Source organism: Streptomyces albireticuli, from assembly GCF_002192455.1.
Taxonomy (GTDB): Bacteria; Actinomycetota; Actinomycetes; order Streptomycetales; family Streptomycetaceae; genus Streptomyces; species Streptomyces albireticuli_B.
In genome coordinates this window covers 5,240,977-5,254,584 of record NZ_CP021744.1, presented here as the reverse complement: position 1 = coordinate 5,254,584, position 13,608 = coordinate 5,240,977, and the positions used below count along the sequence as shown (strand labels likewise).

Sequence of the window (13,608 nt, the reverse complement as noted above, 5' to 3'; positions counted from 1 at the left end):
GACCGCCGTCCGGCCGCCATAGGAAGAACTGCCCATCCGGAGTGCCCGGCTCCGAACCACGCGGACGCCCCGGACGCTCCGCCCCCGCTGCTACGGCACCAGCCCCACCCGTCTCGCCTGCACCACCGTCGACACCCGGTTGTTCGTGCCGAGCTTGCGGTAGATCTTCTCCAGATGGCGGTTGACCGTGTGCGGCGAGATCGTGAGGCGGCGGCCGATCACCTCCGCCGTCAGACCCTGGGCGACCAGGCCCAGGACCGTCCGCTCACGGGGCGTCAGGCCGTGCTCGGCGGCGGGTGCCAAGCCGCCGACGCCACCGACGACCGCCTCTCGGACGCCCCCGCTCCCACCCCCGCCACCCTGCGCCGCCGCCCGCCGCAGCCGTCCCAGTTCCTGGATGTGGTTCTCCGCGCCCAGCAGCAGCGGCTGGATCCGTGCCGCGAAGGCGAGCTCCCGCGCACTGAAGTCCCGCCCCTTGCGCCCCAGGGACACCGCACGCATCACGGTTCCATCGCCCGGAAGGGGGATGCCCAGCTGACGCGTCGTACCGAAGTCGTGACGGGCCTCGCTGTAGCAGCGGGTGTTGCGCCAGCCGTCGCAGATCCGGTCCATGGTCACCGGCCGGCGCCCGCCCGCGGCGAGGTAGCCGACCAGGGGGTGCCGCTGGCGCGCCCGGCGCAGGACGAGGGCGTCCACGGCGGGGCCGATCGACGTGGGTGCCCAGCCGTCGGCCCCGCTGCCCCTGCCCACCGGGCTCGTCACGTCGAATTTCGCGAGGATCACCGTGCCGCAGCCGAAGGTTTCGAGCAGGTGCGCCGCCACCAGGTGCTGGAGCGCTTCGGGCTCGTGGCTTTCGAGTACGGCGACGGCGAGGTCGAGCATGCGCTCGTAGTCCCGGGAACGAAGGTGCGACATGAACAGTCCATCCCCAGAAACGGCGGTCCGGAGCCCCTATGTGGCCAGGCCCACGGCTTCCTGCCGCGTACGCCGCCCCACCAGGGGGCGCGGCCCGGCCGGCGGCGTCCCTACGACCAGCGGCCCGTCCGGCCCAGCAGCAGCGCCGTCGCCGCCGTGCCCGCCGTCGAGGTCCGCAGGACGCTCGGGCCCAGGCGGTACGGCTTCGCGCCCGCCTCCGCGAAGGCCGCGAGCTCCTCGGGCGAGACGCCGCCCTCGGGGCCGACGACGAGGACGATGTTCCCCGTCGCGGGAAGCTCCGCCGTGGCGAGCGGGGCGCTGGAGCCCTCCTCGTGCAGGACGGCGGCGAACGCGGCGTCCGCCAGCAGCGTGGCGACCTGCTTGGTCGTCAATTGCTCGGAGACCGGCGGGAACCTCAGTCTCCGCGACTGCTTGCCCGCCTCACGGGCCGTCGCCCGCCACTTGCCCAGCGACTTGGCCGCCCGCTCGCCCTTCCACTGCGTGATGCAGCGCGACGCCGCCCACGGGACGATCGCGTCGACGCCCGTCTCCGTCATCGTCTCCACCGCGAGCTCACCGCGGTCGCCCTTCGGCAGCGCCTGGACGACCGTGATGTGCGGCTCCGGCAGCGGCTCGGCGCGGACGGAGGTCACCGCGACGTCCAGCCGGTCCTTGCCCTCGACCGCGGCCACGGTGCCGAACGCGCCCGTGCCCTCGCCGTCCGTCAGGACGATCTCCTCGCCGACGCGCAGCCGGCGGACCGACACGGCGTGCCGGCCCTCGGGGCCGGAGAGCGGGAAGACGGTACCGGGGAAGACGCCCGTGAGGGCACCCTCCTCGACCAGGAACACCGGCGCTGTCATGACTCGCTCCCTCGCTTCGCACTGCTCTGCCCGCCCTGCCCGGCGACCCCGTACCCTCCGGTTCCGGACCCGGCGACCCCGTACCCTCCGGTTCCGGACTCCTCGCCCCGGGCCGACGGCCCGCGCGCCGCCTCCAGTTCGGCGGCGAGCACCTCCACCAGCCGCGCCGCCGGGAGTTCCCGGGACAGCCGGTGGCCCTGGCCCGCCCAGAGGTTCATCCCCTGCGGGTCGCCCGCCGCCGCGGCCGCCTTGCGCAGGCCGGAGGTGAGGTAGTGGACCTGAGGGTACGCCGCGGGGGCGTACGGGCCGTGCTCCCGGAGGAAACGGTTCACCAGGCCACGGGCCGGGCGGCCCGAGAAGGCGCGGGTCAGTTCGGTGCCGGTGAAGACCGGTTCGGGGTCGGTCAGGGCGCGCTTGTGCAGGGCGTGCGCGCCCGACTCGGGGCAGGGCACGAAGGCCGTGCCGAGCTGCGCCGCGACGGCGCCCGCCGCGAGTACGGCCGCGATCTGGGCACCCCGCATCAGACCGCCCGCGGCGATCATGGGGAGGTCCACGGACTCGCCGATCTCGGCCAGCAGGGTCAGCAGGCCGACGCCCGCGCCGGTGCCGTCCAGGCGCGGGTCGTCGCGGTGGGTGCCCTGGTGGCCGCCGGCCTCCGTGCCCTGGACGCACAGGGCGTCGGCGCCCGCCGCGTGCGCGGCGCGCGCCTCGGCGACGGAGGTGACGGTCACGACCGTCACCGTGCCGACGCGGGCCAGCGACTCGACCACCGCCCGGTCCGGGCAGCCGAAGGTGAAGGAGACCAGGGGCACGGGATCGTCGAGGAGGATCGCCAGCTTGGCGTCGTAGGCGTCGTCGCACGGCAGATCGGTGTCGCCGAGGGGCGTGCCGTACCAGGCGGCCTCGCCGGCCAGCTGCTCGGCGTAGACCTCCACGGCGGCCGGGTCGGCGGCGGGGGTGTGCGGCATGAAGAGGTTCACGCCGAAGGGGGCGGCGGTACGGGCCCGGAGCTGCTTGATCTCCTCGTACATCGCCGCGGGGGTCTTGTAGCCGGCCGCCAGGCTGCCGAGGCCGCCGGCCTCGGAGACGGCCGCCGCGAGCGCCGGGCAGGAGGGGCCGCCGGCCATGGGGGCCTGCACGATCGGGTGCCGGTACAGACCGGTCAGCGCGGTGGCTCCCCTGGATTCAAAGGCCATGACCACATCGTGTCACGCCTGGCCGGGCACGCCGACCCCGGCCGGGAAGGAGACCTGGGGAAACCCGCCGCCCCGGCGGGAGCCGGGGAACGCGCCGGCCCCGGTCCGGCAGGAGACCTGCCGGACCGGGGCCGGACGTGGGACCGGGCCGGAGCCCGGTCGCCTGAACCTCACGGGGACGTCGGGACGACGTCACCCACTACCGCCTAGCGGCCGTTGAACGCGTCCTTCAGACGCGAGAACAGGCCCTGCTGCCCCGGCTTGAACTCGCCCATCGGGCGCTCCTCGCCGCGCAGCTTCGCGAGCTGGCGCAGCAGGTCCTCCTGCTGCGGGTCCAGCTTGCTGGGGGTGATCACCTCGACGTGCACGATGAGGTCACCGCGCCCGCCGCCGCGCAGGTGCGTGACGCCGCGCTGGTGCAGCGGGATCGACTGGCCGGACTGGGTGCCCGGGCGGATGTCGATCTCCTCGACGCCGTCCAGGGTCTCCAGCGGCACCTTGGTGCCGAGGGCCGCGGCCGTCATCGGGATGGTGACCGTGCAGTGCAGGTCGTCGCCGCGCCGCTGGAAGGTGGGGTGCGGGGTCTCGTGGATCTCGACGTAGAGATCGCCGGCGGGGCCGCCGCCGGGGCCGACCTCGCCCTCGCCCGCGAGCTGGATGCGGGTGCCGTTGTCGACACCGGCGGGGATCTTGACCGTCAGGGTGCGGCGCGAGCGGACGCGGCCGTCGCCGGCGCACTCCGGGCACGGGGTCGGCACCACGGTGCCGAAGCCCTGGCACTGCGGGCACGGCCGGGAGGTCATGACCTGGCCGAGGAAGGAGCGGGTGACCTGCGAGACCTCACCGCGGCCGCGGCACATGTCACAGGTCTGCGCGGAGGTGCCGGGGGCCGCGCCCTCGCCGCTGCACGTGGTGCAGACGACGGCGGTGTCGACCTGGATCTCCTTGGTCGTCCCGAACGTCGCGTCGTTGAGGCTGATCTCCAGGCGGATCATGGCGTCCTGGCCGCGGCGGGTGCGCGAGCGCGGTCCGCGCTGCGAGGCCTGGCCGAAGAAGGCGTCCATGATGTCGGAGAAGTTGCCGAAGCCCGCGCCGAAGCCACCGGCCCCGCCGCCGGCGCCGCCGGAGGCCGAGAGCGGGTCGCCGCCGAGGTCGTAGACCTGCTTCTTCTGCGGGTCCGAGAGCACCTCGTAAGCGGCGTTGATCTCCTTGAACCGCTCCTGGGTCTTCGGGTCCGGATTGACGTCCGGGTGCAGCTCACGGGCGAGCCGGCGGAAGGCCTTCTTGATCTCGTCCTGCGAGGCATCGCGCCGTACGCCCAGGACCGCGTAGTAATCCGTGGCCACTTACGACTCCGCCAGGATCTGTCCGACGTAACGTGCCACTGCGCGTACCGCTCCCATCGTTCCGGGGTAGTCCATGCGGGTCGGTCCGACCACGCCGAGTTTGGCGACTGCCTCGTCGCCCGAACCGTAGCCGACGGCGACGACCGATGTGGAGTTCAGTCCCTCATGAGCGTTCTCATGACCGATTCGCACCGTCATGCCCGAGTCCTTGGCCTCGCCGAGCAGCTTGAGCAGCACGACCTGCTCCTCCAACGCCTCCAGCACGGGCCGGATCATCAGGGGGAAGTCATGGCCGAAGCGGGTGAGATTGGCGGTGCCGCCGATCATCAGCCGTTCCTCGGTCTCCTCGACCAGGGTCTCCAGCAGGGTCGCGAGGACTGTGGAAACGGTTCCGCGATCTTCCTGCTCGAAGGACTCGGTGAGGTCCTGCACCAGCTGCGGCACATCCGCGAACCGCCGTCCGACGACGCGGCTGTTCAGCCGCGCCCGCAGGTCCGCGAGAGACGTCTCGCCGATCGGCGCCGGGCAGTCGACCATGCGCTGCTCGACCCGGCCGGTGTCCGTGATCAGTACGAGCATGACGCGGGCGGGAGCGAGCGAGAGCAGCTCCACATGGCGCACCGTCGAGCGGGTCAGCGACGGATACTGCACCACCGCCACCTGCCGGGTCAGCTGCGCGAGCAGCCGCACCGTGCGGCCCACGACATCGTCGAGATCGACGGCGCCGTCGAGGAAGTTGTGAATGGCCCGCCGCTCCGGCGTCGACAGGGGCTTGACGCCCGCCAGTTTGTCGACGAAGAGGCGGTAGCCCTTGTCGGTCGGGATGCGGCCCGCGCTCGTGTGGGGCTGGGCGATGAAGCCCTCGTCCTCCAGCGCGGCCATGTCGTTGCGCACCGTCGCCGGGGAGACGCCCAGGCGGTGCCGCTCGGTGAGGGCCTTGGAGCCCACGGGCTCCTCGGTGCCCACATAGTCCTGGACGATGGCGCGCAACACCTCGAGCCTGCGTTCGCTCAGCACCGCGCACCTCCAGTCCAGCCGTCCTACGGATTCTGTCCCTGGCACTCAATGGTCACGAGTGCCAGATACCTCCAGCCAGTGTACGGCCGTCCACCACGGCCAGGGCAAGAGCCGTCTCCGCCGGGCGCCCGCCGCACACCTGCCGTATGCCCGCCGGGCGGGCAACCGTACCGCGCTCCGGATAGCGTCCGGGTATGGAGAGCGATGAGGCGACCGCGCGTTGGGAGAGGCTCGCGCCAGGGGTCGCGCGCCGCAGAATGCCCGGGTGGGACGCGACGATCGGCGTGGTCGCGGGGGCGGACGGCATGCTGCTCGTGGACACCGGCGCGACCGTCCTGGAGGGCGCCGAGGTGCGCCGGGACGTGCGCGAGATCTTCGGGCGCGCAGTGACGCATATCGCTCTGACCCACCCCCATTTCGATCATGTCTTCGGGACGGCCGCGTTCTCCGGGGCCGAGGTGTACGGGGCGGTGGGGCTCGCCGATCTGCTGGAGCGTGAGCGCGAGGAGCTCCGCCGGGACGCGGTGCGGCACGGCGTGGAGCCGGAGGCCGCGGCGGGCGCCGCCGAGCTGCTCGTACGCCCCCACCACCAGGTCTCCGGCGAGCTCACCCTCGACCTGGGCGGCGGCCGGCAGGTGCTGCTGGCCAACATCGGCCCGGGACACACGGCGCACGACCTGGCCGTCTTCGTCGCGGGCGCGGGCGGGGCGCCCGAGGTCGTCTTCTGCGGCGACCTGGTCGAGGAGTCCGGCGAACCGCAGGCCGGGCCGGACGCGCTGCCCCGCCAGTGGCCGGCCGCCCTGGACCGGCTGCTGGCGCTGGGCGGCGAGGACGCGGTCTACGTGCCGGGGCACGGGGCCGTCGTGGACGCCCGGTTCGTCCGCGCGCAACGGGACGCGCTGGCGGAGCGGTTCGGCGTGTCGTGACGGGAGGGGCGGGGCGTACGTCGTGTGCGGTGGCGTGCGACCCGCCCGGCTCACCTGAAGGAGGGCGGGGCGCGCAGCAAGATCCCGTCCGCCCGGTTCACCCCGCAGAATGGCACCCATGCGCAGCAGACAATACGGACCGGACCTCACCCCTCCGTGGAAGCGTCAGCAGCCCGCGCCCGAGGTGCCGGCGGATCCCGGCCTGGTCGTCGAGGAGGTGTCCACGGGCTTCTGCGGAGCGGTGATCCGCTGCGAGAAGACGGCCCAGGGCCTCACGGTGACCCTGGAGGACCGCTTCGGCAAGCACCGGGTCTTCCCGCTGGAGCCGCGCGGCTTCCTGCTGGAGGGGCGTGTCGTCACGCTCGTACGCCCCACCGCCGCGCGGGCGCCCCAAGGACCTGTGCGGACGGCGTCCGGTTCGCTCGCCGTACCGGGGGCGCGTGCGCGTGTCGCGCGCGCCGGGCGCATCTACGTAGAGGGACGGCACGACGCGGAGCTCGTGGAGCGGGTCTGGGGCGACGACCTGCGCATCGAGGGCGTGGTCGTCGAGTACCTGGAGGGCGTCGACGACCTGCCCGCCGTCGTCCGCTCCTTCTCCCCCGGCCCGGACGCCCGCCTCGGCGTCCTGGTCGACCACCTCGTACCGGGCTCGAAGGAGTCACGGATCGCGGCGGAGGTGACCGGGGAGCACGTGCTGGTGGTGGGGCACCCCTACATCGATGTGTGGGAAGCGGTGAAGCCGTCGTCGGTGGGCATCCCGGAGTGGCCCCGGGTGCCGCGGGGCGAGGACTGGAAGACGGGGGTGTGCGCGGCGCTGGGGTGGCCGTCGAACACGGGGGCCGCGTGGCAGCGGATCCTGTCGGCGGTGGGGTCTTACAAGGATCTGGAGCCGGCGTTGCTGGGGCGGGTGGAGGAGTTGATCGACTTCGTGACGGTGCCGGTGGGGTGAGCGGGGGGCTTTGTCCCCTACCCGCCCCTTCCTGAACCGGGGGCAAGCCCCCGGGCCCCCCGGCCGCGCTGACGCGCGGTGGCCTCACACTCCCCCGGCTACCGCTGGGAGGTGCCCCCAGCCGGGCTGAATTTGCCCGGTTCCGGGCGACAATTCAGCCCGTCCGGCGTTTGAGGACCGGGGTCCGGGGCGGAGCCCCGCACGCGGCGGAGCCGCACATCGGATGCAGCGGGAAGGGGCGGGGTGGGGAAAGAAACCGCCTAATCCACCAGGTCCCTGACCACCGCGTCCGCCAGCAACCGCCCCTGGAGCGTCAGGACGGCCCGGCCGGCCTCATACGGCCCCGGCTGGAGCAGCCCGTCCGCCAGCGCCCGCGCGGCAGCCGCCGCCCCGGCCGGCCGCAGCAGCGACAACGGGCACCCGTCGATCAGCCGCAGCTCCAGCAGAATCCGCTCCACCCTCCGGTCCTCGTCCGGCAGGACCTCGCGGCCCGCGCCCGGGGAGCGGCCCTCGGACAGGGCCTGGGCGTACGCCCCGGGGTGCTTGACGTTCCACCACCGCACGCCCCCGACGTGGGAGTGCGCCCCGGGGCCCGCGCCCCACCAGTCCGCGCCGCGCCAGTAGAGCTCGTTGTGGCGGCAGCGGCCGGCCTCGGTGGTCGCCCAGTTGGAGACCTCGTACCAGCCGAAGCCGGCGGCGGTGAGCATCTCCTCGGCGATGAGGTAGCGGTCGGCGTGGACGTCGTCGTCGGTCATGGGGACCTCGCCGCGGCGGATGCGGCGGGCGAGCTGGGTGCCCTCCTCGACGATCAGCGCGTAGGCGGAGACGTGGTCGGGGCCCGCGCCGATCGCGGCGGCCAGGGAGGCCCGCCAGTCGTCGTCCGTCTCGCCCGGCGTGCCGTAGATCAGGTCGAGGTTGACGTGCTCGAAGCCGGCGGCCCGTGCCTCGGCGACGCAGGCCTCCGGGCGGCCCGGGGTGTGCGTACGGTCGAGGATCTTCAGGACGTGCTGCCGGGCGCTCTGCATGCCGAAGGAGATCCGGTTGAAGCCGCCCGCCCGCAGCTCGGCCAGGTAGGCCGGGTCCACGGACTCGGGGTTGGCCTCGGTGGTGATCTCCGCGCCGTCGGCGAGGCCGAACTCGTCGCGGATCGCGGCCAGCATCCGTACGAGGTCGGCGGCGGGCAGCAGGGTGGGCGTGCCGCCGCCGACGAAGACGGTCTCCACCGGGCGCGGGTCGTCGCCCAGGACCTTCCGCGCGAGGCGGATCTCCTCGGCGACCGTCTCCGCGTAGTTGTCCCGGGACGCGAGGGCGCCGCCGGAACCGCGCAGCTCACTCGCGGTGTAGGTGTTGAAGTCGCAGTACCCGCAGCGTGTCGCGCAGTACGGCACGTGCAGGTAGAACCCGAGGGGCCGCTGCCCGGCGCCCCGCAGGGCGTGGAGGGGCAGCGCCCCGTCCTCGGGCATGGGTTCGCCGTCAGGCAGTACGGAAGGCATGGGTCCATTGTCCGGCATCGGGCGGAGTCGCCCGGCGCCGACCGGACCGGGCGGCTCCGGGCGCCTCCGTGCCCGGACCTCCCGGCCCTCCCGGGCGGCTCCGCCCGGGCCCGCTCAGCTCTCCCGGGTGCCCGAGTACATCTCCTCGATCAGGTCCTTGTAGAGCCGCTCGACGACCGGCCGCTTGAGCTTGAGGCTGGGCGTGAGCTCGCCGTGCTCGACGTCCAGGTCGCGCGGGAGCAGCCGGAACTTCTTGATCGTCTGCCAGCGCTGGAGGCCGTCGTTGACCTGCTTCACATAGCCGTCGATGAGCTCCACGGTCTCCGGGGCGGCGACCACCTCGGCGTAGCTCTTCCCGCCCATGCCCCGCTCCTCGGCCCAGGTCATGAGCGTGGGCTCGTCCAGGGCGATGAGGGCGGTGCAGTAATTGCGGTCGGCGCCGTGCACGAGGACGTTGGAGACGAACGGGCAGACGACCTTGAACTGGCCCTCGACCTCGGCGGGTGCGACGTACTTGCCGCCCGAGGTCTTGATCAGGTCCTTCTTGCGGTCGGTGATGCGCAGATAGCCGTCGGCGGAGAGCTCGCCGATGTCGCCGGTGTGGAACCAGCCGTCGGGCTCCAGGACCTCCGTGGTCTTCTCGGGCAGGCCGTGGTACCCGGTCATGATCGCGGGGCCGCGCAGCAGGACCTCGCCGTCGTCCGCGATCCGCACCTCGGTGCCGGGCAGCGGCTTGCCGACGGTGCCGGTGCGGTACGCCTCGCCGGGGTTGACGAAGCTGGCGGCGCTGGTCTCGGTGAGGCCGTAGCCCTCCAGGATGTGGATGCCCGCGCCGGAGAAGAAGTAGCCGATGTCGGGGGCGAGGGCGGAGGCGCCGGAGACACAGGCGCGCAGCTGCCCGCCGAAGGCATCGCGGATCTTGGAGTAGACGAGCGCGTCGGCGACCTTGTGCTTGGCGGACAGCCCGAACGGCGCGGTGCGGCTGCCGGTGCGGTGGTAGTTGTCCTGGGAGACCTTGGCGTACTCGCGGGCCACCTCGGCCGCCCACTGGAAGATCTTGAGCTTGGCCCCGCCGGCCTCGCGGGCCTTGGCCGCGACGCCGTTGTAGACCTTCTCGAAGATGCGTGGGACGGCGGCCATGTAGGTGGGCCGGACGACCGGGAGATTTTCTATGATCTTGTCGACCCGGCCGTCGACGGCCGTGATGTGCCCGGTGCTGAGGTGGCTGACGGTGAGCACCTTGCCGAAGACGTGGGCCAGGGGCAGCCACAGGTACTGCACGTCGGTGGAGAGGACCAGCCCGGACGCCAGGATGGCGCGGGCCATGTAGGACCAGGCGTCGTGGGGCAGCAGGACGCCCTTGGGGCGGCCGGTGGTGCCCGAGGTGTAGATGAGGGTGGCGAGCTGGTCGGAGCGCAGGGCGCCGATCCGGTCCGTGACGGCGTCCGGGTCTGCCTTGAGACGCTCGGCGCCGCGCCGCTCCAGCTCGGCGAGCGAGAGCACCCAGCCCTCGGGGTCGCCGGGGGCGGGGACGGCGTCCGCCTCCTCCAGCACGACGACGTGGGCGAGCTCGGGCAGCTCGGCGCGGTGCTCACGGGCCTTGGCCAGCTGGGTGGCGTCCTCGGCGATCAGCACCCGGCTCTCGGAGTCGGAGAGGATGAAGGCCGTCTCGTCGGAGTTGGTGCTGGGGTAGATCGTGGTGGTGGCGCCGCCGCAGCAGAGCACGCCGAAGTCCGCGAGGATCCACTCGATCCGGGTGGAGGCGGCGAGGGAGATCCGCTCCTCCGGCCGCACCCCGAGGTCGATCAGGCCGGCGGCGATCGCGAAGACGCGGTCGGCGGACTGGCGCCAGGTGAGCGAGGCCCAGTCGTCGGGCCCCTTGCCGGAAGCCGCGGGCACCGGGTAGCGGTAGGCCTCCGCGTCGGGTGTCAGCTCGACGCGTTCGAGAAAGATCGACGCCACCGAGGGCGGCCGGTTCTCGATCAAAGCCTGTGTCTCGGTCACGGCGTCCCTCCGGTCCGATTTCCTACTGGTGACTCACGAGTAACCTGCAAGCAGTGATCAGAGTAGAACGCACAGGGCCCCCGCGTAAGAGCCTTTCAAAGGCTTGTCGAAGCTGTGACCGGGAGATAGCTGTGGAGTGCAGGTTTCCGGCCGGAGGCGGGCCCCCGGAGCGCGCACGCAGCGCGTACGGACCGGTACGCGAAGCGCCCGCCCCCTGGTGAAGGGGACGGGCGCCGCGTTCCGGGCCGAGGCCGGCTCCGGCTGCCGCCTCTCGGCGGCTCCGGCTACTTCTTCTTCTCGCCGCCTTCGCTGTCCGAGGACAGGACCGCGATGAAGGCCTCCTGCGGAACCTCGACGTTTCCGACCATCTTCATCCGCTTCTTGCCCTCCTTCTGCTTCTCCAGCAGCTTGCGCTTACGCGAGATGTCACCGCCGTAGCACTTGGCGAGGACGTCCTTGCGGATGGCGCGGACGGTCTCACGGGCGATGACCCGCGAGCCGATGGCGGCCTGGATCGGCACCTCGAAGTTCTGCCGCGGGATGAGCTCGCGCAGCTTGGCGACGAGCCGCACGCCGTACGCGTACGCCTTGTCCTTGTGCGTGATCGCGGAGAAGGCGTCGACCTTGTCGCCGTGCAGCAGGATGTCGACCTTGACCAGGCTGGCCTGCTGCTCGCCGGTGGGCTCGTAGTCCAGCGAGGCGTAGCCGCGGGTCTTGGACTTCAGCTGGTCGAAGAAGTCGAAGACGATCTCGGCGAGCGGGAGGGTGTAGCGCAGCTCGACACGGTCCTCGGAGAGGTAGTCCATGCCCAGCAGCGAGCCGCGGCGGGACTGGCAGAGCTCCATGATCGCGCCGACGAACTCGTTCGGCGCGAGCACGGTGGCCTTGACGACCGGCTCGTGCACCTCCGCGATCTTCCCCTCGGGGAACTCGCTCGGGTTGGTGACGGTGTGCTCGGCGCCGTCCTCCATCTTGACCCGGTAGACCACGTTGGGCGCGGTGGCGATCAGGTCGAGACCGAACTCGCGCTCCAGGCGCTCGCGGATCACGTCCAGGTGGAGCAGGCCGAGGAAGCCGACGCGGAAGCCGAAGCCGAGCGCCGCCGAGGTCTCCGGCTCGTAGACCAGCGCGGCGTCGTTGAGCTGGAGCTTGTCCAGGGCCTCGCGGAGCTCCGGGTAGTCCGAGCCGTCCAGCGGGTAGAGGCCGGAGAACACCATCGGCTTGGGGTCCTTGTAGCCGCCCAGGGCCTCGGTGGCGCCGTTCTGCTGGGAGGTGATCGTGTCACCGACCTTGGACTGCCGGACGTCCTTCACACCGGTGATGATGTAGCCCACCTCGCCGACGCCGAGGCCGTCGGAGGGCGTCATCTCGGGCGAGGAGACGCCGATCTCCAGCAGCTCGTGCGTGGCGCCGGTCGACATCATCTTGATGCGCTCGCGCTTCTTCAGCTCGCCGTCGACGACTCGGACGTAGGTGACCACGCCGCGGTAGGAGTCGTAGACCGAGTCGAAGATCATCGCGCGGGCGGGCGCGTCCTTGACGCCGACCGGGGCCGGGACCTCGGCGATGACCTTGTCGAGCAGCGCGTCCACGCCGACGCCGGTCTTCGCGGAGACCTTGAGCACGTCGGAGGGGTCGCAGCCGATCAGGTGCGCCAGCTCGGCGGCGAACTTCTCGGGCTGCGCGGCCGGCAGGTCGATCTTGTTGAGGACCGGGATGATCGTGAGGTCGTTCTCCATCGCCAGGTACAGGTTGGCGAGGGTCTGGGCCTCGATGCCCTGGGCGGCGTCCACCAGGAGGATGCAGCCCTCGCACGCGGCGAGGGAGCGGGAGACCTCGTAGGTGAAGTCGACGTGGCCCGGGGTGTCGATCATGTTGAGGATGTGGGTGTTGCCCTTGTCCTCGGTGGGTGCCCAGGGCAGCCGGACCGCCTGGGACTTGATCGTGATGCCGCGCTCACGCTCGATGTCCATCCGGTCGAGGTACTGCGCACGCATCTGCCGCGAGTCGACCACACCGGTCAGCTGGAGCATCCGGTCGGCGAGCGTCGACTTGCCATGGTCGATGTGCGCGATGATGCAGAAGTTACGGATGAGAGCCGGGTCGGTACGGCTCGGCTCCGGCACATGGGTAGGGGTCGCGGGCACGCAAGGTCCATTCGGTGACTTCGGCGTTTGAACGCGGTCTCGTCGGGAGTCGCGGGTGATACGTCACCCCATCGTCCCATGAGTAGCGGCCTCGGTCCGGTTTGGGAGGCCGGAGCGCCTGCTGGTAACCTGGTCCACTGTGCTTTGTACGCCTTCTGTCGTACGGGGCACTCATCGAAATCCAACGAACCTGTAAAGGCTCTTTTCGTGGCGAACATCAAGTCCCAGATCAAGCGGAACAAGACCAACGAGAAGGCGCGCCTGCGTAACAAGGCCGTCAAGTCCTCGGTCAAGACCGCTGTGCGCGCTGCCCGCGAGGCCCTGCTCGCCGGCGACGTCGAGAAGGCCACCGCCGCCGTCGCCGCGGCCGGCAAGAAGCTCGACAAGGCCGCCAGCAAGGGTGTCCTGCACAAGAACGCCGCCGCCAACAAGAAGTCGGCGCTGGCCAAGCAGGCTGCCGCTCTCAAGGCCTGAAGCCTCACCGGGGCATGAGCCCCACCCCGTCGGCACGGATCCAGCGGCCCCTCTACCGCTCCGCGCCGGCACCCCGCCGCCCCCGGTCGTTCGCCACGCGGGCGCGGCATGAGCCCTCCGGGGCTCGCTGAACGATCCGAAGGCCCGGTGCCTGCCCTTCCCCAGGGCGGCACCGGGCCTTCGGGCCTTTCCGGGGCTCCAAGACTTTCGGGGCTTCCGATCCGTGGAAACGCCGGGCGGGCTGATGCCTCAGCCCGCCCGGCGTTTCTACGGGCGCG

At 71.9% G+C, this 13,608-nt stretch carries 11 protein-coding genes; 3 read left to right on the top strand and 8 right to left on the bottom strand.

Going from position 1 to position 13,608, the window contains the following annotated elements; genetic code table 11:
• Positions 1 to 90: 90 nt before the first annotated feature.
• The 5 genes from SMD11_RS22640 to hrcA all read right to left on the bottom strand — a co-directional run bounded on the left by SMD11_RS22640 (position 91) and on the right by hrcA (position 5,337).
• Positions 91 to 915: a helix-turn-helix transcriptional regulator gene (locus tag SMD11_RS22640; RefSeq protein ID WP_087928177.1), complete on the bottom strand. Its 825-nt coding sequence runs from the start codon at positions 913 to 915 to the stop codon at positions 91 to 93.
• A gap of 110 nt (positions 916 to 1,025) precedes the next feature.
• Positions 1,026 to 1,778, bottom strand: coding sequence for a 16S rRNA (uracil(1498)-N(3))-methyltransferase (locus tag SMD11_RS22635; RefSeq protein ID WP_087928176.1), 753 nt, complete (start codon positions 1,776 to 1,778; stop codon positions 1,026 to 1,028).
• The gene (locus SMD11_RS22630) at positions 1,775 to 2,974 is read right to left on the bottom strand and encodes a nitronate monooxygenase (RefSeq protein ID WP_087928175.1); all 1,200 of its coding nucleotides are present in this window, start codon (positions 2,972 to 2,974) and stop codon (positions 1,775 to 1,777) included. Before SMD11_RS22630 ends, SMD11_RS22635 begins: the two co-directional genes overlap by 4 nt.
• Before the next feature lie 206 nt (positions 2,975 to 3,180).
• Positions 3,181 to 4,320, bottom strand: coding sequence for a molecular chaperone DnaJ (gene dnaJ / locus SMD11_RS22625; protein ID WP_087928174.1), 1,140 nt, complete (start codon positions 4,318 to 4,320; stop codon positions 3,181 to 3,183).
• Positions 4,321 to 5,337, bottom strand: a complete 1,017-nt coding sequence (gene hrcA, locus SMD11_RS22620) for a heat-inducible transcriptional repressor HrcA (protein WP_087928173.1) — start codon at positions 5,335 to 5,337, stop codon at positions 4,321 to 4,323.
• Positions 5,338 to 5,531: 194 nt separating this feature from the next.
• On the opposite strand from hrcA, the gene SMD11_RS22615 reads away from it, so the two are divergent.
• Positions 5,532 to 6,263, top strand: coding sequence for an MBL fold metallo-hydrolase (locus tag SMD11_RS22615; protein ID WP_087928172.1), 732 nt, complete (start codon positions 5,532 to 5,534; stop codon positions 6,261 to 6,263).
• Positions 6,264 to 6,381: 118 nt separating this feature from the next.
• Positions 6,382 to 7,212, top strand: a complete 831-nt coding sequence (locus SMD11_RS22610; protein ID WP_087928171.1) for a DUF3097 domain-containing protein — start codon at positions 6,382 to 6,384, stop codon at positions 7,210 to 7,212.
• Between the two features lie 260 nt (positions 7,213 to 7,472).
• On the opposite strand, the gene hemW is transcribed toward SMD11_RS22610, so the two are convergent.
• The 3 genes from hemW to lepA all read right to left on the bottom strand — a co-directional run bounded on the left by hemW (position 7,473) and on the right by lepA (position 12,856).
• Positions 7,473 to 8,705, bottom strand: coding sequence for a radical SAM family heme chaperone HemW (gene hemW, locus SMD11_RS22605; protein ID WP_087928170.1), 1,233 nt, complete (start codon positions 8,703 to 8,705; stop codon positions 7,473 to 7,475).
• A gap of 114 nt (positions 8,706 to 8,819) precedes the next feature.
• The gene (locus tag SMD11_RS22600) at positions 8,820 to 10,709 is read right to left on the bottom strand and encodes an AMP-dependent synthetase/ligase (RefSeq protein WP_087928169.1); all 1,890 of its coding nucleotides are present in this window, start codon (positions 10,707 to 10,709) and stop codon (positions 8,820 to 8,822) included.
• Positions 10,710 to 10,993: 284 nt separating this feature from the next.
• Positions 10,994 to 12,856, bottom strand: coding sequence for a translation elongation factor 4 (lepA, locus tag SMD11_RS22595; RefSeq protein WP_087928168.1), 1,863 nt, complete (start codon positions 12,854 to 12,856; stop codon positions 10,994 to 10,996).
• Between the two features lie 207 nt (positions 12,857 to 13,063).
• On the opposite strand from lepA, the gene rpsT reads away from it, so the two are divergent.
• On the top strand, positions 13,064 to 13,330 hold the full coding sequence (gene rpsT / locus SMD11_RS22590; RefSeq protein WP_087928167.1) for a 30S ribosomal protein S20: 267 nt from the start codon (positions 13,064 to 13,066) through the stop codon (positions 13,328 to 13,330).
• Positions 13,331 to 13,608 lie beyond the last annotated feature (278 nt).

Coding starts and splice junctions, on each gene's coding strand:
- SMD11_RS22640 (WP_087928177.1), bottom strand. CDS start 915: ATGTCGCACCTTCGTTCCCGGGACTACGAGCGCATGCTCGACCTCGCC.
- SMD11_RS22635 (WP_087928176.1), bottom strand. CDS start 1,778: ATGACAGCGCCGGTGTTCCTGGTCGAGGAGGGTGCCCTCACGGGCGTC.
- SMD11_RS22630 (WP_087928175.1), bottom strand. CDS start 2,974: ATGGCCTTTGAATCCAGGGGAGCCACCGCGCTGACCGGTCTGTACCGG.
- SMD11_RS22615 (WP_087928172.1), top strand. CDS start 5,532: ATGGAGAGCGATGAGGCGACCGCGCGTTGGGAGAGGCTCGCGCCAGGG.
- SMD11_RS22610 (WP_087928171.1), top strand. CDS start 6,382: ATGCGCAGCAGACAATACGGACCGGACCTCACCCCTCCGTGGAAGCGT.
- hemW (WP_087928170.1), bottom strand. CDS start 8,705: ATGCCTTCCGTACTGCCTGACGGCGAACCCATGCCCGAGGACGGGGCG.